This window comes from Mycolicibacterium fluoranthenivorans (assembly GCF_011758805.1).
In the GTDB taxonomy this organism is placed as follows: Bacteria; Actinomycetota; Actinomycetes; order Mycobacteriales; family Mycobacteriaceae; genus Mycobacterium; species Mycobacterium fluoranthenivorans.
This window is the reverse complement of sequence record NZ_JAANOW010000001.1, coordinates 2,276,191-2,293,517: the sequence shown is the minus strand read 5'-3', so window position 1 is coordinate 2,293,517 and position 17,327 is coordinate 2,276,191. Positions and strand designations below refer to the sequence as shown.

The following is a 17,327-nucleotide window of genomic DNA, read 5'->3' as shown; positions in this document are numbered from 1 at the left end:
AGCCTAACTGCCGGCCACCGTTCCGAAGACTTCGACGTAGTGCCGCACCCCGTGATCAGCGCCATCGATCGCCGCACCAGCGCCGTCGACCATCGCCTTGGCGCCCGCGAGCACATGTGCGGGTGCCTCCAGAAATCGGCGCGCCCGGGCCAGCGCCGCGTCGTAGACGCCGTCCGGGGCCACCATCTCGTCGATCAGCCCGAGGTCCAGCGCCTCCTCGGCGCCGACGAACCGGCCGCTGAACACCAGGTCCTTGGTGTGGCTGACCCCGATCGCGCGGACCAGGCCGGCCGTCCCGGCAGCGGGGAGCAGTCCGGCCAGCACCTCGGTGGCACCGAATTTCACGTTGTCGCCCGACACCCGCCGATCGGCGGCCAGCGCCAGGGCCAGCCCTGCGCCGAGCGCGTACCCCGTCACGGCGGCGATCGTCGGCTTCGGGATGCCGGCCACCGCGGCGATCGCGGCGCGGCAGGCGGCGGTGACGCTCTCGGCGTCGCTGGGATGCAGCCTGCGCAGTTCGGGGACGTCGTCGCCGGTGCAGAACACCTCGTGCCCGCCGAACAGGATCACCGCGGCGACGCCCGGGTGGCCACCGAGCTCCGCGGCCGCCTCGCCGATCTCCCGGTACATCTGCCTGGTCAGCGCGTTGCCCGGGGGGCGAGACAGCACCAGGGTGCCGATCCCGTCGTTCACCGCGGTGGTGACGAACTCCCTCACGACGGCGACACGTCGGAATTGGCGTACCCGTCCGGTGCGCGGCGGTTGCGGGCCTCGTTGTAGCGCCCGCTGTCGAAGAACTCGATCTCCCAGTTGCCGTCGGTGACCACCAGGTGTGGGGACACCGGCACGATCTGGCGTTGCACCGCGAGCACGTCGGACACCTCGCGGCCGGCCAGCGAGTCCAGCTGCGTCCAGGTCGGCGGCAACAGGAAGGTGCGGCCCTCGGCGAAGTCGTCGAGCGCAGATTCCGGGGTGGCCCAGTACGCGCGGTCGGTCTCGGTGTTGTCGCCGTCGGCGCGCTGGCCCTCCGGCAGGGCGCCGACGAAGAAGTAGGTGTCGTACCGCCGGGTGCGTTCCTCTTTCGGGGTCACCCAGTTGGCCCACGGCCGCAGCAGATCGGTGCGCAGTACCAGCTTCTCCGACCGCAGGAAGTCACCGAAGGACAGCGTCTTGGCGTCGAGGTCCTTGCGCGCCTCGCGGTACACCGAGGCGTCGGCCACGATGCCGTCCGGATCGTCTGCCGGCCCGGCGAACAGCACCCCGGACTCCTCGAACGTCTCACGGGCCGCCGAGCAGACCAGTGCCAGCGCCAGGTCGGTGTCCACCCCGAGGCGCTCCGCCCACCACGCGGGATCCGGCCCGTGCCAGGCAATGTCGGCGTTGCGGTCGCGGTCGTCGACACCGCCACCGGGGAACACCGTGGTCCCGGCGACGAACTGCATGTTCATATGCCGGCGCATCAGGAACACGTTGATACCGCCCGGGGTGTCCCGGACCAGCATCACCGTTGCGGCCGGCCGGGCCGGTAGGGGTTCTTCGGTCATGCACGCCTCCTGTGTGCCGCGCGGCTGCGCACGCGCCGCGCGAAGTAGCGTCCGTCGATGACCTCCAGGGCGATCGACTGCCCGAAGGCGGTGGACAGGTTCTCCGACGTCAGCACATCGGTCAGCAGGCCGGATGCGACGACCGCACCCTCGGACAGCAGCAGGCAGTGGCTGAAGCCGGGCGGGATCTCCTCGACGTGATGGGTGACCAGCACGATGGCCGGGGCGTCCGGGTCGGCGGCCAGGTCGGCCAGCCGGGACACCAGTTCCTCGCGGCCGCCGAGGTCCAGACCTGCCGCGGGTTCGTCGAGCAGCAGGAGTTCCGGATCGGTCATCAGCGACCGTGCGATCAGCACGCGCTTGCGCTCACCCTCGGACAGCGTGCCGTAGGTACGTTCGGCCAGGTGCTCGGCGCCGACGCTTTCCAGCATGTCGACGGCCTGTTCGTAGTCGACGTCCTCGTAGGTCTCCCGCCAGCGGCCCAGCACCGCGTACCCGGCGGAGATGACGAGGTCGCGGACCACCTCGTCGTCGGGGATCCGCTGACTCAGAGCGGAACTGGACAGCCCGACCCGGCTGCGCAGTTCGGCCATGTCGGTGCGGCCGAGCCGCTCACCCAGCACGAACGCGGTTCCCGACGAGGGGTGTTCGACGGCCGCGGCGATGCGTAGCAGCGAGGTCTTGCCTGCGCCGTTGGGCCCGATCACCACCCAGCGCTCGTCGAGTTCGACGGCCCAGTCCAGCGGCCCGACCAGGGTCTTTCCGCCGCGGCGAAGCGTGACCCTGGCGAAATCGATCAGCAGGTCTGGATCGGCTTCACGTTCACTGTCGGGCACTCGCTCATCGTAGTGTCGAGCCCCCGCCCGGCTCGGGAGCGCCCCGCAGCGCCGAAGTCATGGAACAGCAGCCGGCGCGGCATGATCCGCAGGATCAGCTGCACCAGCGGGCCTATCCCGAAGGCGTACACCACCGTGCCCACGCCCACGGTGCCGCCGAGCAACCAGCCGACCGCCAGCACGCCTGCCTCGATCGAGGTGCGGACCAGCCGCACCGACAAACCGGTGCGAGCCACCAGCCCGGTCATCAGGCCGTCCCGGGGACCGGGACCCAATCCGGCGCCGATATAGAGGACGGTGGCCACGGCGTTGAGCACGACGGCGCCGAGCATCAACGCGATGCGGGCGGGCAGCGAGCCCGGCGTGGTGAGCACGGCCAGGCCGGCGTCGACCGTCACGGCGATGACGATGACGTTGGCGATGGTCCCGACACCCGGCTTGTTGCGCAGCGGGATCCAGGCCAGGAGCACGACGACACCGACCACCGCAGAGGCGATGCCGATCGTCATCGGGGTGTGCCGGGTCAGCCCTTGATGGAAGACGTCCCACGGGTCGAGGCCGAGACCGGCGCGCACCATCATCGCCATCGACAGGCCGTAGCCGATGAGTCCGGTCAGCAGCAGCGACCCGCGAGTCAGGCCCCTCATGAGTGGTCCGGGAAACGGGCGCGGATGGCGTCCAGCTCGCTGTGCACCCGGCGGGCGTCGGTGTCCTTGGGTGTGACGCGGTTGTCGGGCCCGGAGCGGGGATACTTCGAGGCCAGTCGAGATAGCCAGTTCTTCCTCATGCGCCCAGTTTCGAGCCAGATTGGCTTGCCATTCAATAGCCAGTTCGGCGATACTGGCATCAATGTCGATAGAAATGGCGGCCAGATCACTCGATGAGGACCTTTTGGCCCGCGAGTTGGGTAACTGGCGGACGTCCAGTGCCAGCGGACCCGCGTACTCGGGATTGGCCGACGCCATCCGGCTGCTGATCGTTGACGGCCGGGTGCCCGTCGGGTCGCGGCTGCCCAGTGAGCGTGCCCTCGCCGACGCCCTGCGGGTATCGCGCACCACGGTCACCGCGGCATTCACCCAACTCCGCGAGGACGGCTACCTGCTGGCCCGTCGCGGTGCGCGCAGCATTGCCGCGCTGCCACCGCGCCCGATGAACGAGGCGCGCCAGGCGCGCCCGACCGAACCTACCGCGGGCGTCAACGTCAGCCTGGCCGCTGCGGCGATGTCGGCCCCGAGCGGGGCGGTGCTGGAAGCGTTCGCCGCGGCCACCCGCGATATCACCCCGTATCTCGGCGAGACCGGCCTCGACCCCACCGGGGTCTGCGCCCTGCGCACCGCCGTCGCCCAGCGGTACTGCGAACGCGGACTACCGACCGACCCCGGCCAGATCATGATCACCAGCGGCGCTCAGCACGCCATCGGGCTGATCCTGGCCGCCTTCACCGAGCCCGGCGACCGCGTGCTCGTCGAACAACCGACGTATCACGGTGCGCTGTCGGCCATTTCGACCGCCAGGGCGCGCGCCGTGCCCGTCTCTCTCGCCGACGACGGCTGGGAACTGGACGCGATGCACGCGGCCATCCGGCAACTCGCCCCCAGCTTGGCCTACCTGATCCCGGACAACCACAATCCGACCGGGTTCACCATGCCGGCAGATGAGCGAATCCGACTGGGGCACATCATCTCCGACACCCGCACGCGTACCGTCATCGACGAGTCGATCATGGATATGTGGATGGACGAGGCGCCCCCGGCACCGCTGGCCGCCACGGTGGCGCGCCGTGATCTGGTGCTCACCGTCGGGTCCATGTCCAAATCATTCTGGGGCGGGTTGCGGGTCGGCTGGATCCGGGCCGAACGCCACACCCTGGCCACCATCGCGGCCATCCGGCCATCGGTGGACCTCGGCACCCCGATACTCGAACAACTCACGGCGGCAAGGCTTCTCGAACAGCGCGATGAGGTGCTCGCGGAACGACGAGGACTGCTGCGCACGCGCAGGGCCTACCTGCTGGATCTGCTGGCGCGCCGGTTGCCCGACTGGCAGCCCGGGCCCGGGCCGAACGGGATCTCGCTGTGGGTCAAGCTGCCCGCACCGATGAGCACGGCATTGTCGGCTTCGGCATCACGGTTGGGGCTGGATCTGCCTGCCGGGCCGCGGTTCGGGGTGGACGGCACGTTGGAGCGGTTCGTGCGGGTCCCCTATGCGCTGCCCGAGGCTGCGCTGGAGGAGGCCGTCGACCTCATGGCACGGGCCTGGGGTTCGATCACCGGTGCGGTCGAGCCCGAATCGCACGCGGTGGTGGTGTAGCTAGCCCTGGCTCTGCTGCAGGGCGATGCACCGGCCCATGTTCTCCGGGGTGCACGGGATACCGGCGACCGACGACAACTGACCGCCCGGCAGGGTCTGCACCAGCGGCGGCGAGGCATCCGGCGGCGGAACGACGGCGTTACCGCTGGTGCTGCTGCCCTTGCCGGCTCCGGCGACACACACACCCTCGAAGTGGCTCGGCCGGGTACCCCACGGGCAGTCCGCCGACGCCGGCGCGGCCAGCACAACCGCCCCACCGGAGATCGCGGCCGCGCATGCACCGAGAAGTATCGTCCGTTTCACCAACAACATGCCTCCACTGTAAAGGCCCGACCCCGGCCGCGTCGCCATAGCGCTGCTAGTCCGGGATATCGACCCGGCGCACGGTGCCGTCGACGGCGTCGGCGGCTTCGATCTCCCCGCGGGTCACCCCGAGGATGAACAGCACCGTATCCAGGTAGGGGTGGCTCAGCGAGGCGTCGGCGACCTCACGCAGGGCGGGTTTGGCGTTGAACGCCACTCCCAGTCCGGCGGCCGCGAGCATGTCGATGTCATTCGCGCCGTCACCGACCGCGACCGTCTGCTCCATCGGGACGCCGGCCTGCTGGGCGAAGTCGCGCAGTGCCTTGGCCTTGCCCGGCCGGTCGATGATCTGTCCGACGACCCGTCCGGTCAGCTTGCCGTCGACGATCTCCAGGTCGTTGGCGGCGACGTAGTCGAGCATCAGTTCGTGCGCCAGCGGTTCGATGACCTGGCGAAATCCACCGGACACCACACCGCAGTGAAAGCCCAGCCGACGCAAGGTGCGGATGGTGGTGCGGGCTCCGGGGGTCAGCTCGAGCTCGTCGGCCACCTCGTCGACGACCTCGGCGGGCAGCCCGGCCAGGGTCGAGACGCGTTCCCGCAACGACTCCTCGAAATCCAGTTCGCCGCGCATGGCGGCCTCGGTGATCGCCGCCACCTTGGCCTCGGCGCCGGCACGCGCAGCCAACATCTCGATCACCTCGCCCTGGATCAGGGTCGAGTCGACATCGAACACGATGAGCCGTTTGGCCCGCCGGGACAGGCTGTAGTCCTCCAGCGCGATATCGATGCCCAGTTCGACGGCGACCTGCGCCATCGCCGCCTGCAACTGGCCGTACGCCGCGCCGGCCGGCACCGACACCCGCAGTTCCAAACCGGTCACCGGGTAGTCGGACACGCCCCGGATGGTGTCGATGTTCACACCGAGCCCGGCGGCCTTGCGGGCCACCACACCGAATGCCTCGGCGGTGATCGGCCGGCCCAGCACCACGATGGTGTGGGTGGACGGCTCGCGCATCACCGGCAGATCGGCACTGCGCTCGATGGTGACATCCAGCCCCACCCGGTGGATGGCGGCTCGGATGTCGTCGGCGAACACCGTGCCGTCGGCCACCTCGGCGGAGGCCGAGACGAACACCGCCAGCGTGAGCCGACTCCGGACCACCACCTGCTCGACGTTGAGCAACTCGACGTGATGCCGTGAGAGCACCTCGAAGAGCGCCGATGTGACGCCGGGCTGGTCGAGTCCGGTGACGGTGATCAGGACCGACACCTTCGAATTACTCACCGATTCAGGTGCGGACGTTCTCGTCGTCGAGCCGGGTGACGTCGCCGTCGGCAGGACCGTGTGCCCGGCCGATGTGCGCCTCGGCGCGCATCCGCTCCACCATGTGCGGGTAGTGCAGCTCGAATGCCGGCCGCTCCGAACGGATCCGGGGCAGCTCGGTGAAGTTATGCCGCGGCGGCGGGCAGGACGTGGCCCACTCCAGCGAGTTGCCGTAGCCCCACGGATCGTCGACCACGACGGGCTCGCCGAAGCGCCAGCTCTTGAACACGTTCCAGACGAACGGCAGCGTGGAGATGCCCAGGATGAAGGCGCCGATGGTCGAGATGACGTTCAGCGTGGTGAACCCGTCGGTGGGCAGGTAGTCGGCGTAGCGGCGCGGCATGCCCTCGTCACCCAGCCAGTGCTGGACCAGGAAGGTGGTGTGGAAGCCGATGAAGGTCAGCCAGAAGTGCAGCTTGCCCAGCTTCTCGTCGAGCAACCGGCCCGTCATCTTCGGGAACCAGAAGTAGATGCCCGCATAGGTGGCGAACACGATGGTGCCGAAGAGCACGTAGTGGAAGTGCGCGATGACGAAGTAGCTGTCGGTGACGTGGAAGTCCAGCGGCGGGCTGGCCAGCAGCACACCGGACAGGCCACCGAGCAGGAAGGTGATCAGGAAGCCGACCGAGAACAGCATCGGTGTCTCGAAGGTCAACTGCCCCTTCCACATGGTGCCGATCCAGTTGAAGAACTTGATCCCGGTGGGCACCGCGATCAGGAACGTCATGAACGAGAAGAAGGGCAGGAGCACCGCACCGGTGGCGTACATGTGGTGCGCCCACACCGCCACCGACAGGGCCGCGATACCCAGCGTCGCGTAGATCAGCGTGGTGTAGCCGAAGATCGGTTTGCGGCTGAACACCGGGAAGATCTCACTGACGATGCCGAAGAACGGCAGCGCGATGATGTACACCTCGGGGTGGCCGAAGAACCAGAACAGGTGCTGCCACAGCAGCACACCGCCGTTGGCCGGGTCGTACACGTGCGCACCCAGATGACGGTCGGCGGCCAGACCGAACAGCGCCGCGGTCAGGATCGGGAAGGCGATCAGGATGAGGATCGAGGTCACCAGCACGTTCCAGGTGAAGATCGGCATCCGGAACATCGTCATACCCGGGGCGCGCATGCAGACGACCGTGGTGATGAAGTTGACGGCACCCAGGATGGTGCCCAGACCACCGACGGCCAGGCCCATGATCCACAGGTCACCACCGGCACCCGGCGAGTGAATGGCGTCGGTCAGCGGCGAGTAGGCGGTCCAGCCGAAGTCGGCGGCGCCCCCGGGGGTGATGAAGCCGCCCATCGCGATCAGCGCACCGAACAGGAACAGCCAGAAGGCGAAGGCGTTGAGCCTGGGGAAGGCCACGTCCGGCGCACCGATCTGCAGCGGCAGCACAAGATTCGCGAACCCGGCGAAGATCGGGGTCGCGTAGAACAGCAGCATCACCGTGCCGTGCATGGTGAACAGCTGGTTGAACTGCTCGTTGGAGAGGAACTGCAGCCCCGGCAGCGCGAGCTCGGTGCGCATCAGCAGCGCCATCAGGCCACCGACCAGGAAGAAACTGAAGCAGACGACGCAGTACATGATGCCGATCAGCTTGTGATCGGTCGTCGTGATCAGCTTGTAGATCAGGTTGCCCTTGGGGCCCATCCGCTGCGGGAACGGACGCCGTGCCTCGAGTTCTCCGATTGGGGGCGCTTCGGCTACCAACAGATCCTCCATAAAAAGTCGACGGGTCATCCCGGCACTGGTCTGTTCGTGATCTTATCCCCCGTGACCGCCCGCGGCGGCATGGGTCCTACAAACTGTCGTAGTTTCGCTTCGACGGCTGGATGTTACCGTCGGCGACGTGCTGTTTCCCACCGCGCGCATCGCCCGGCTCACCGGCCGGGTCGTCGGGGTCACGTCCATCGTTTCGGCAGTGGCACTGACCTTGTTGACCGGCTGTGGCAGTCAGGAGCAGGCCGCGCCGAGCCCCGCCTCCGGCGCGCCGGTCACCAGCACCACCCGCATCGCCAGCGCCGGGGTGTTGGGCAACCAGCGCCGCCCCGATGACTCGTGCGCCGCCGAGCCGGCACCGGCCGATCCCGCTCCGCGACAGGTCGGTAACGCCCCGGCCGCCGGTGTGCCCACCACGACGGAGGTACAGGGCGACCCACAGCGCATCGTGGCGCTGTCCGGCGATCAGCTCGACGCGTTGTGCGCGCTGGGCCTGCAGGGCCGGATCGTCGGGACGACGCAGCCGCAACCCTCCTACTTGGGCGCGGTGATCCACGGTTCACCCGGCCTGGGTGATCCGGCATCACCCGATCTGGCTGCCGTCGGGCGTGCCACCCCGGACCTGATCCTCGGCTCGTCGGCGCTGACACCGACCGACTTCGGCGCGCTGAACCAGATCGCGCCCACCGTCTTCACCGGGGCGTCGGGGGCGGGCTGGCAGGACACCCTGCGCACCGTCGCCGCGGCGGTCGGGCGACCCGAAGCCGCCGCCCGGGTGCTCGACGAGTTCACCCAGGACGCCCGCAAGACCGGGCAGCAGAACGACGCCACGCATTTCCAGGCATCGGTGGTGCAGTTCACCGAGAACACCGTGCGGGTCTACGGGGCCGACAACTTCCCGGCGAGCGTGCTGCACGCGGTCGGCGTGGATCGCCCTGCCGCCCAACGCTTCACCGACAAGCCGTACATCGAGCTGGCACCGGATGCCGACCTGTCCGCCGCCGACGGCGATATCGTCTACCTGTCCTTCGACTCCCCCGCCGCCAAGGAGCGCGCGGCCGGCGTGCTGGACAGCCCGGCGTGGCGCAAGCTCTCGGCCAACCGGGACAACCGGGTGTTCATCGTCAACAACGAGGTGTGGCAGACCGGGCGCGGTGTGGTGGCCGCCCGCGGCATCCTCGATGACCTGCGCTGGCTGAACGCGCCGATCAACTAGACCGCGCGCCGGGTCATTCGACGCCCTGCAGCGCCTGCTGGCCGAACTGCCCCAGGCCCAGCGAGCCCTCCGGGAGCACCAGCTGCCCGGTCTCGATCCGGCGCCGCAGATAGGCGAAGGTCTGCGCGGTCTGCGCGAACAGGTGCTCCCCGGCCCGCAATGTCGGGCGGGGCTTGGCATCCGCGGAAGCGAACTGCGGCAGCGGTTTGACCTCGGTGTGGTAGTCGACGTTGAAGAACAGCGGGAACGAGTAGCGCTCTTCGGCGACCTTGCGGACGCGGTGGCTGGTGGCCACGAACGCGCCGTTGGTCCACAGCTCCAGCAGGTCACCGATGTTGACGACGAAGGCCCCGGGCACCGGCGGGACGTCGATCCACTCGCCCGCCCCGTTGAGCACCTCCAGTCCGGGGGCGGTCGGCTTGAGCAGGGTGAAGCACTCGTAGTCGGTATGGGCGCCGATCCCGATGCTGTCCTTCGCATCCGGATTGTGCGGGTAATGGATGAGGCGTAACTGGCTCGGGGTCTTGGTGGCGTGCCGGGAGAACACCTCGGGATCCTCACCGAGCGCGACCGCGAATGCCCACAGCAGCCGCTGCCCCACTCCCAGCAGCGCCTGGTAGTACGCGGTGACCGCCTCGGCGAAACCCGGCAGTGCCGGCCAGGCGTTGGGGCCCAGCATCGGATTGCCGGCCAGGTAATCCGGATCGTCGGCGGGCAGGTCCAGCGCGGTGTCGAACGCCTCCTTCAGATCCGGGGTGGTCCCCTCGAGTCCTTCCTCACCGACGGGCACATAGCCGCGGTGGCACCGGGACAGCCCGATGTAGTTGCGCATCTTCTCTTCCACCGGCAGCGCGAAGAACTCCTTGACCGCAGCCAGCATCTGCTCGAACAGCGACTCGTCGACGCCGGTGCCGCTGATGTAGAAGAAGCCGACCTCCGCTGCCGCCCGGCCGATCTCGGCGGCCACCCGCTCCTGCTCGGTACGCTCCGGTGAGTACAACCCGCTGATATCGATGACGGGCACCGATGTGAATGACGTGACGCCACTCATGAATCCACGTTCCCTTCCGATTTCTCCACTGTCCAGCGCACGCCGTTGGCCTGGATATCCTTGCCGGATATGACGATTCCGAGTGCCCGGTGGTCGGCACCGATGACCACCTGGGTGCGGTCGGCCCAGCCGAACAGGGCTCCGGCACGAACCAGCAGCGCCTGCGCACCGTCCGGCCCGGACAGGTGCAGCGCTCCGGCCGGGGTGGCCGCGCCCGGATCACGGACCCAGTGCTCGACGTAGTCCTCGTGCACACCGGTTTCGATCAGGGTGTCGCCGTCCCACGTCATCACGCCCGCATCCGGGAACGGCCCCGGGGGCTGCACGTCGATGGCGCGGTGCCATGCGAAGATGTCGCCGTTCTGGTGCAGGGTGCCCGCGAAGCCGCGCGAGTCGACATAAGCCGTCGGCCCCTGCAGCCACAGCACACCGGGTTCGGTGTTGCGGGTGCCATCCGGCTCGATCAGCAGGGTGCGCCGCCACAGCCCGACGCAATCGGTCATCAGGACCGTCACGAACTTTCCTCCCATCGGTCCCGCAGCGTGCGCAGTCCGTCGGCGGTGGGTACGCCGAACGCCCGCACCCGGGCGATTCCACCGTCGGGGTAGGCCTGCACCCGTAGCGCCGTCACGGCGGGCACGTCGACGCAGAACACCTGCCGCGCGTCGGGGATCAACCGGGTGCGCGACAGCACCGGGACGTCGAATGCGACCAGCCCCCAGCCGTGTTCACGATCGGGCGTACACCGGCTGCCCAGCACCGACACCTCCCGACTGGCGTTGAACACGAAGTACGACGTGTCGACCTCGATCTGCCGGAGGTCGGCGGGCACCGCGAAGGAGATGATCACCGCATCATGGGTCTCGGGCCCGATATCGCGGCGCCTGCGGGTCTCCCAACCGTCGCCCATATTGTGCGGCCGGTTCGGGGCGACCAGCGAAGCGGCGCTGGAATAGAAGCTGTCGCTGCACCATTCGACGCACCCGCCCTGCTCAAGGCCGGACACCTCGACGGTGACATCGGCCCACAACGCCGGGTCCGGCACCACCTCGCCGTAGGCGCGTAGCCGGGCGACGCCGCCGTCGGACTGTAATCGCAGCCGCAGGTGCGTCCACCGGCGCCGATCCGTCACGGCCAGCAGGTTGTGCGAATCCGCTTTGAGCGCCGTCGTTTCCACCACCGGCGTCCAGACCACCGCAGGTCCGGCCGGATCGTCGGTGCGGTCCAGGGCACACGCGTCCACCGCGCAGGCGGTCGGGTGGTTTCCGGAGAAGAACCGGGTATCGACGTCGACGGTGTGCAGGCGGCCGGGCACGCCCAGCCGGATGATCACCCAGTCACCGCCGGGCCCGGCGTGCCGGCGGGTCTCCCACCCGTCGACCACTTCACCGCGCAGGTCATAGGTGCCCGGCACGAAGGCGGGTTCCGACGGGTCGACGAGCCGTTCCTTGAACCCGAAGGATTCGTCGCTGGCGGCCACCACACTGCCACCGACGACACGGGAGGCGAGATCCACGTCGGTCACAGGTTCAACGATCCCGAGAGCGGCCAAGGGCTGCGCGGGTTGGCCGCGTCACGACATCCCTCACCCCGACCGCCGACAGATAGAGAGGGATTGAGCACCAGGAATCTCACACCGGCTCTCCTATCCGGGTCAGGGCCGGTACACCGGCCACCCACGTCTGCAGCACCGCACCCCGCAGACTGACACCCTCATACGGGCTCACCGGGTGCCGGTGCCGCAGCGCGCCGGCGTGCACCGTCTCGTGCGCGTCGGGGTCGAAGGCACACAGATCGGCCCGCAGGCCCAGCGCGATCCGGCCCCGGTCGGCGTAGCCGGCCAGTGCGGCGGGCCGCTGCGACATCCACCGACTCACCTCGGCCATCCCGAAACCGCGTCGGGCGGCCTCGGTCCACGCTGCCCGCGGACCGAGCTGCAACGAGCTGATACCGCCGAAGGCGCGTCCGAAATCTCCGGCCGCCTTATCGCGCGGGGCGCACGGCGAATGATCGGACACCACCAGGTCCAAGGTTCCGTCCGCCAGTGCCGACCACAGCAGTTCGCGATTGGCACCGTCGCGGATCGGCGGGCAGACGGCGAACTCGGTGCCGCCGTCGGGCACCGTCTCGGCGTCGAAAGTCAGGTAGTGCGGACAGGTTTCGGCGGTGACGGCCACGCCGTCGGCTTTGGCTGCGGCCAGCAGAGGCACCACGTGGGCGCTGGAGACGTGCACGATGTGCGCGCGGGCTCCGGTCTCGCGCGCGGTCTCGACGACGAGGCCGACCGCGTCCTCCTCGGCGGCATCGGGTCGTGACGCCAGGAACGATCGGTAGGAACGGCCGACCGGGCGGGGGCCGGCGTCGATCACCGCATGGCTCTCGGCGTGCACCAGCAGCAGCGAGTCCAGGTCGGCGATGCGGGCCATGGCGGCACGGAACTGCGCGGGACTCAGGTGGCCGAAGTCCGGGTTGCCCGAGTCGGCGAGAAAACACTTGAAACCCCGCACGCCGGCCCGTACCAGCGAAGCGAGTCGGTCCAGGTTGTCCGGGACGACACCACCCCAGAACCCGATGTCGACAACACAGTTGCCTTCCGCGGCCGACCTTTTGAGATTCAAGGCGGACACACTGGTGGTCACCGGGTCGGAGTCCAGCGGCATGTCGACCAGTGTGGTGATACCGCCCGCGGCCGCGGCCGCGGTGGCACTGGCGAAGCCCTCCCAGTCGGTGCCGGGATCGTTGATGTGCACGTGGGTGTCGACGAATCCCGGCAGCAGCACCGCGTCGGGCGGCAGCCGGATGTCCTGTGCCGCCGAATGATCGGCGTCGAGGGCGTCGATGTGGGCGATCTGCCCGCCGGCGATCCCGACCGACGCCGGAACCAGGTGCCCGTCGATGAGCACCCGGTCCGCGCGCAGAACGCACTCCATCACGTTCCGACCGGCCCGAACCTGTCGTGGAAATGCTGGGTGAGCTCGGGCCACACGTGCGGATCGTGACCGGGGATCAGCTGGTAGCCCTTGTCGGCGGCCAGCCTCTTGAGCCTGCGGATCGGCTCGACGGTGTCCTGCGGATCGACGTCGATGAATCCACCGATGGCCAGTTCGTGCTCGATGTTCTCGGTGAGATCGGCGGCGTCGAACGCGAACACGAAACCGTCGCCACCCACCGACTCGTCGAGCTCCACCACGAAGCTCTGATGCCCCGGGGTATGCCCGTAGGTCGGCACGGCGGTGATACCGGGGGCGATCTCGGCCTCACCGTCGGCCAGGCGCCACTCGATGTTCGGGTCATCGAAGTCCACCCGCACGATCGCATGGCGTTCCGGTTCCGGATGATTCGACAGCCCGTACTCGAGTTCACGACGCTGGGCGTGCACCGGCACCTTGCCGGCGAACAACTTCAGCCCGCCCGCATGGTCATGGTGCAGGTGGCTGACGGCGACGGTGTGGATGGCATCGAAATCCACCCCCACCTCGGCAAGCCGCTGCTCGATCGGCTCGCCGGGCCCGGGCAGCACCGGGCGGTACTCCACCGTGGGGAAGAACCGCCGGTACAGCGCCGGGTCCCGGACCAGGGCGGTGTTGAAGCCGGTGTCCAGCAACACCCACCCGCCGTCGGTCTGCAACAGCACACCGGGCACCGGTTCGCGCAGTCGTTCCTCGGGCGGGGCGCCGTACACCGACACCGACTTCGGCAGTTCCTCCCAACCCAGCGTGAGCAGGATGATCCGGCGCACACCACTCTTGCGGACCAGCGTGGCCATCAGCCCACCGACAGCGCGGCCAGCCGCAGCGAGTTCGGGTTGGTGACCACGTGGGACTGCTCGACGCCCTTGAGCCAGGGCTGGGCCACCATGAAGTCGTTGACATCAGCGACGTTCAGCCAGCAGCCCGTCTTGACCGCTTCCTCACCGGCCGTCGAGAAGTCCGCGTCCGAATCGGCGGGCAGACCCTTGGCCAGGGCCGCGGTGACCGCCGGCGACGAGCAGCCGAAGAAGTTCAGACCGCCGTCGGCGTCCCAGGAGATATGGCCCCAGGTGTAGGGCGACGGGGCGTCCGGCCAGCCCACATAGGTCATGATCTCCGGCGCCGACTGGCCGTCGCTTCCGACCCAGCCATAGATCTCCGAGGTGGGATAGGCCTGCACCTTGGCGTTCAGGCCGGCCGCGGCCAGCTGCGTCTGGATCAGGTTGCTGATCAACTGATTGTCGGGATTGCTGGAGTCGTAGCCGATGGTGACGGCCTTCTGGTCGGCGGGCAGCCCGCCGGCGATGCCGGACAGCACCGACGGATCGTGCGCCACGTTCTGCTTGCCGAACTCGGCCGCCATCATGTTCGGCGGGTAGATCTGCTCGGCCTTCTTGCCGCGCCCGAAGTACGTCTGCTTGACCAGTTCGTCGACGTCGATGGCCTGCAGCACGGCGGTGCGGTTCTTGGCGTCGGTCATCATGCCCTTGCGCGGGTTGATGTAGACGTAGTTCGCCATCATCGACGGGAGTGAGTAGTTCGTGAAGGACTTGTTGTCCAGGTAGGACTGCACGGCCGAGGACGGCAGGTCGTGCAGGATCGCCGCGATCTGACCGTTGTTGAACTGCAACTGCTGCGCCGATACGTCGGTGATGACCGGGAGCTCGACCTTCTCGAAATACGGCTTGGCACCCCAGTAGTCACCGAAAGCGGTCAGCTCGTACTTCGAACCCACCTCGGCGGCGGTCAGCGTGTACGGGCCGGTGCCCAAGTCATGGTTGGTGAGATAGCCCTGCGCGTTGTCGCTGCCGCCGTTCTTCTTCAGGCCTTCCGGACTGAGCATGCGCGGCCCGTACGGGCAGGCGAGGTAATCCAGGAAGGCCGAGTTGGGCGCCTTGAGCGTGACGGTGACACCGTAATCGCCTTGGGTGGTGACCGATTCGACGTCGGTGACCATATACGCCGGGCCCTGATTGACGGCCGCCCTGCGGTCGAAGGAGGCCTTGACGGCGGCCGAGGTGAACGGCGTCCCGTCATGGAACTTCACCCCTTCGCGCAGGGTGAACGTGAACACCTTGTTATCCGGTGAGGCCGTCCACTTGGTGGCCAGCAGCGGCTCAAGTTCGGGTTTGTCGGTGCCCGCCTTGTACTGCAGCAGACCCTCGTAGGTGTTCGTGGTCAATAGCAGACCCTGCCCCGCGTAGTAGATGTCGGGGTCCGGTGGCTGCCCCGGATCCTGCAGGAACGACAGGTGCAACACCTTGTCGGTGGGTGCCGCGTTGGGTGTGCTGCTGCCGCCGGAATTCGATCCGCCGCAGGCGGTCAGCATCAGGGCGGTCGCCGCGCCGATGGCGACTATCGTGCGCAGTTTCTTCATCGTGCGGCTCCTTCGAGTACCGGGGTGGTCAGGGAAGCGCCGGAGCCGCTCTGGCGGCGACATCCGGCAAACGCGTCGAGGATTTCCGCGGTGGTGCGTACCGCACCGGTCTGCAGGTACTCCATGGCATCCAGCGCCGCGTCGTGCCGGTACTCCGAGGAGCCACCGACACAGTCCTCGACGACGCGCACGTAGAAGTCGCGTTGGTGCGCATCGGCGAAGGTGTAGTGCACGCACACGTCGGTGAGCCCGCCGATCAGGATCAACGTGTCGGCCTTCAGACCGGACAGCACGATCTCGAATTCGGTGCCGATGAAACCCGAGTAGCGCCGTTTCACGATGTGGAACTCACGGTTGGGCCCGTCGAGATCGGGCAGCAGTTCGGGATGCAGCGGAGTGCCGGGCCGGCCGTCGATACAGTGCGGACCCTCGACACCGTCGAGTTCGCGGCCGAAGTCGATCCCGTTGGCACGGTGCACTTCCTGGAAGAACACGATCGGGATGTCGGCCGCCCGTGCCGCGTCGATCAGTTGCCGCGCCCGGCCGATCCGGTCGGCGTATCCGGCCATGTGCGGGATGCCCACCTCTTCGACGGGCATATCGCCGGACTCCTGCATGTCGACCACGACAAGCACGGGATTTCCCACGATGAGTGGTTGTTTCGGCACCTAACCTCCTGTGACTGCGATACGGGGATCTGCGGCGGCCTGGAGCAGGTCCACGGCCGTGTTGATGAAGACGTAGAGGGCACCGAGCATCAGGGTGACTCCGGCGATCGCCGGGAAGTCCGCGACGGGGATGCTCTGGGCGATGTACTGACCGATGCCGGGCCAACCGAACACCTGCTCCACCACGAGCACACCGGAGAACATCAGGCCGACCTGCAATCCCGTCATGGACAGCGCCGCGCCCACGGAGTTGCGCAACACGTGCTTGGCCATGATCCGGCCCTCGGAGAGGCCTTTGGCCCGGGCCGTGCGGGCGTAGTCGCTGTCGATATCGGTCATCAGGCTGCTGCGCAACACCCGCCCGATCGCGACGGCCGGGCCGATCGCGATGACCAGCGCAGGCAGGATGAGGTGGTGTACGGCGTCGGCCACCACGTCGAACCGGGCGTGCAGCAGACCGTCCACCGTGAGCAGCCCGGTGGGCCCGTCGGGTGGATTCGGTACCGCGATACGGCCGTTGGCGGGCACCCAGCCGAAGGTCTGGTAGAAGACGATCAGCCCGACGATGCCGAGCAGGAACATCGGGGCCGACGACCCGGTGAACAACACCGCCCGCAGCACCCCCGCACCCCGCCATTTCAAGGTGGTGCTGAACGCCAGCAGCACCGCGAGCAGGATCGCGATCACCAAACCGCTCAATGCCAGTTCCAAGGTGGCGGGGAAGAACGAGCCGAGATCGGACATCACCGCGTGCCGGGTGCGGTAGGAGGTGCCCAGATCGCCGGTCACCGCGCCGGACAGGTAGTGCCAGAACTGCACCAGCACAGGGTCGTTCAGCCCCAGGGCTTCGCGACGGGCCGCCACGGCCTGGGCCGAGGCCTGTGCCCCGAGCTGCGCCTTGACCGGATCCAGCGGGGAGATGTTCTGCAGCACGAACAGCACCGCGGTGAGGGCGACCAGGATCGCGGCCATGGCACCGAGCCGGGAGGCTATGAAGGTCTTCATG

The 17,327-nt window shown here is 68.2% G+C and carries 18 protein-coding genes; 2 read left to right on the top strand and 16 right to left on the bottom strand.

The window, feature by feature from the left end; translation table 11 throughout:
* Positions 1–3: 3 nt before the first annotated feature.
* From FHU31_RS11055 to FHU31_RS11035, 5 genes are read right to left on the bottom strand one after another with little or no spacing between them, the layout of a single operon-like run.
* Positions 4–717, bottom strand: a complete 714-nt coding sequence (locus tag FHU31_RS11055) for an enoyl-CoA hydratase (RefSeq protein ID WP_167158231.1) — start codon at positions 715–717, stop codon at positions 4–6.
* The gene (locus tag FHU31_RS11050) at positions 714–1,544 is read right to left on the bottom strand and encodes an NUDIX hydrolase (RefSeq protein WP_167158229.1); all 831 of its coding nucleotides are present in this window, start codon (positions 1,542–1,544) and stop codon (positions 714–716) included. The genes FHU31_RS11055 and FHU31_RS11050 overlap by 4 nt, the downstream gene beginning before the upstream one ends.
* A complete protein-coding gene (locus FHU31_RS11045; RefSeq protein WP_167158227.1) occupies positions 1,541–2,380 on the bottom strand; it encodes an ABC transporter ATP-binding protein in 840 nt (279 codons plus the stop codon). Before FHU31_RS11045 ends, FHU31_RS11050 begins: the two co-directional genes overlap by 4 nt.
* Positions 2,341–3,027, bottom strand: a complete 687-nt coding sequence (gene yczE, locus FHU31_RS11040) for a membrane protein YczE (RefSeq protein ID WP_167158225.1) — start codon at positions 3,025–3,027, stop codon at positions 2,341–2,343. The genes FHU31_RS11045 and yczE overlap by 40 nt, the downstream gene beginning before the upstream one ends.
* Positions 3,024–3,167, bottom strand: a complete 144-nt coding sequence (locus tag FHU31_RS11035; RefSeq protein WP_167158223.1) for a hypothetical protein — start codon at positions 3,165–3,167, stop codon at positions 3,024–3,026. Before FHU31_RS11035 ends, yczE begins: the two co-directional genes overlap by 4 nt.
* 62 nt (positions 3,168–3,229) lie before the next feature.
* Between FHU31_RS11035 and yczR the strand changes: the two genes are divergently transcribed.
* On the top strand, positions 3,230–4,690 hold the full coding sequence (yczR, locus tag FHU31_RS11030; protein WP_167158221.1) for a MocR-like transcription factor YczR: 1,461 nt from the start codon (positions 3,230–3,232) through the stop codon (positions 4,688–4,690).
* Here yczR and FHU31_RS11025 read toward each other — a convergent pair whose 3' ends face one another.
* Genes FHU31_RS11025 through ctaD form a run of 3 tightly spaced genes read right to left on the bottom strand, consistent with a single transcriptional unit; the run spans position 4,691 to position 8,031 of the window.
* Positions 4,691–5,002, bottom strand: coding sequence for a hypothetical protein (locus FHU31_RS11025; protein ID WP_167158219.1), 312 nt, complete (start codon positions 5,000–5,002; stop codon positions 4,691–4,693).
* Between the two features lie 46 nt (positions 5,003–5,048).
* On the bottom strand, positions 5,049–6,281 hold the full coding sequence (gene serB, locus FHU31_RS11020) for a phosphoserine phosphatase SerB (protein WP_167158217.1): 1,233 nt from the start codon (positions 6,279–6,281) through the stop codon (positions 5,049–5,051).
* A 4-nt stretch (positions 6,282–6,285) separates the two neighbouring features.
* Entirely contained in the window at positions 6,286–8,031 is a 1,746-nt protein-coding gene (gene ctaD, locus FHU31_RS11015) for an aa3-type cytochrome oxidase subunit I (RefSeq protein WP_167158215.1), read from the bottom strand.
* 139 nt (positions 8,032–8,170) lie between these two features.
* Here ctaD and FHU31_RS11010 point away from each other — a divergent pair, with 139 nt between their 5' ends.
* Positions 8,171–9,256, top strand: a complete 1,086-nt coding sequence (locus tag FHU31_RS11010; protein ID WP_167158213.1) for an iron-siderophore ABC transporter substrate-binding protein — start codon at positions 8,171–8,173, stop codon at positions 9,254–9,256.
* Between the two features lie 13 nt (positions 9,257–9,269).
* Here FHU31_RS11010 and FHU31_RS11005 read toward each other — a convergent pair whose 3' ends face one another.
* From FHU31_RS11005 to FHU31_RS10970, 8 genes are all read right to left on the bottom strand, one after another.
* A complete protein-coding gene (locus FHU31_RS11005; protein WP_167158211.1) occupies positions 9,270–10,307 on the bottom strand; it encodes an isopenicillin N synthase family dioxygenase in 1,038 nt (345 codons plus the stop codon).
* The gene (locus tag FHU31_RS11000) at positions 10,304–10,822 is read right to left on the bottom strand and encodes a hypothetical protein (RefSeq protein WP_263988032.1); all 519 of its coding nucleotides are present in this window, start codon (positions 10,820–10,822) and stop codon (positions 10,304–10,306) included. The genes FHU31_RS11005 and FHU31_RS11000 overlap by 4 nt, the downstream gene beginning before the upstream one ends.
* Positions 10,819–11,832: an allantoicase gene (gene alc, locus FHU31_RS10995; RefSeq protein ID WP_167158207.1), complete on the bottom strand. Its 1,014-nt coding sequence runs from the start codon at positions 11,830–11,832 to the stop codon at positions 10,819–10,821. Before alc ends, FHU31_RS11000 begins: the two co-directional genes overlap by 4 nt.
* Before the next feature lie 106 nt (positions 11,833–11,938).
* Positions 11,939–13,237 carry an allantoinase AllB gene (allB, locus tag FHU31_RS10990; protein ID WP_167160904.1) on the bottom strand — a complete coding sequence of 433 codons (1,299 nt, stop codon included), beginning with the start codon at positions 13,235–13,237 and terminating at the stop codon, positions 11,939–11,941.
* Positions 13,237–14,073: an N-acyl homoserine lactonase family protein gene (locus FHU31_RS10985; RefSeq protein WP_167158205.1), complete on the bottom strand. Its 837-nt coding sequence runs from the start codon at positions 14,071–14,073 to the stop codon at positions 13,237–13,239. Before FHU31_RS10985 ends, allB begins: the two co-directional genes overlap by 1 nt.
* Entirely contained in the window at positions 14,073–15,653 is a 1,581-nt protein-coding gene (locus FHU31_RS10980) for an ABC transporter substrate-binding protein (protein ID WP_167158203.1), read from the bottom strand. Before FHU31_RS10980 ends, FHU31_RS10985 begins: the two co-directional genes overlap by 1 nt.
* Entirely contained in the window at positions 15,650–16,321 is a 672-nt protein-coding gene (locus FHU31_RS10975) for a cysteine hydrolase family protein (RefSeq protein ID WP_167158201.1), read from the bottom strand. The genes FHU31_RS10980 and FHU31_RS10975 overlap by 4 nt, the downstream gene beginning before the upstream one ends.
* Positions 16,322–17,326 carry an ABC transporter permease gene (locus tag FHU31_RS10970; protein ID WP_167158199.1) on the bottom strand — a complete coding sequence of 335 codons (1,005 nt, stop codon included), beginning with the start codon at positions 17,324–17,326 and terminating at the stop codon, positions 16,322–16,324.
* Position 17,327: the final 1 nt, after the last annotated feature.

Excerpts from the sequence above, each read along its gene's own strand:
- FHU31_RS11050 (WP_167158229.1), bottom strand. The coding sequence starts at position 1,544 with ATGACCGAAGAACCCCTACCGGCCCGGCCGGCCGCAACGGTGATGCTG.
- yczE (WP_167158225.1), bottom strand. The coding sequence starts at position 3,027 with ATGAGGGGCCTGACTCGCGGGTCGCTGCTGCTGACCGGACTCATCGGC.
- FHU31_RS11035 (WP_167158223.1), bottom strand. The coding sequence starts at position 3,167 with ATGAGGAAGAACTGGCTATCTCGACTGGCCTCGAAGTATCCCCGCTCC.
- yczR (WP_167158221.1), top strand. The coding sequence starts at position 3,230 with ATGTCGATAGAAATGGCGGCCAGATCACTCGATGAGGACCTTTTGGCC.
- FHU31_RS11025 (WP_167158219.1), bottom strand. The coding sequence starts at position 5,002 with ATGTTGTTGGTGAAACGGACGATACTTCTCGGTGCATGCGCGGCCGCG.
- FHU31_RS11005 (WP_167158211.1), bottom strand. The coding sequence starts at position 10,307 with ATGAGTGGCGTCACGTCATTCACATCGGTGCCCGTCATCGATATCAGC.
- allB (WP_167160904.1), bottom strand. The coding sequence starts at position 13,237 with ATGGAGTGCGTTCTGCGCGCGGACCGGGTGCTCATCGACGGGCACCTG.
- FHU31_RS10985 (WP_167158205.1), bottom strand. The coding sequence starts at position 14,073 with ATGGCCACGCTGGTCCGCAAGAGTGGTGTGCGCCGGATCATCCTGCTC.
- FHU31_RS10980 (WP_167158203.1), bottom strand. The coding sequence starts at position 15,653 with ATGAAGAAACTGCGCACGATAGTCGCCATCGGCGCGGCGACCGCCCTG.
- FHU31_RS10970 (WP_167158199.1), bottom strand. The coding sequence starts at position 17,326 with ATGAAGACCTTCATAGCCTCCCGGCTCGGTGCCATGGCCGCGATCCTG.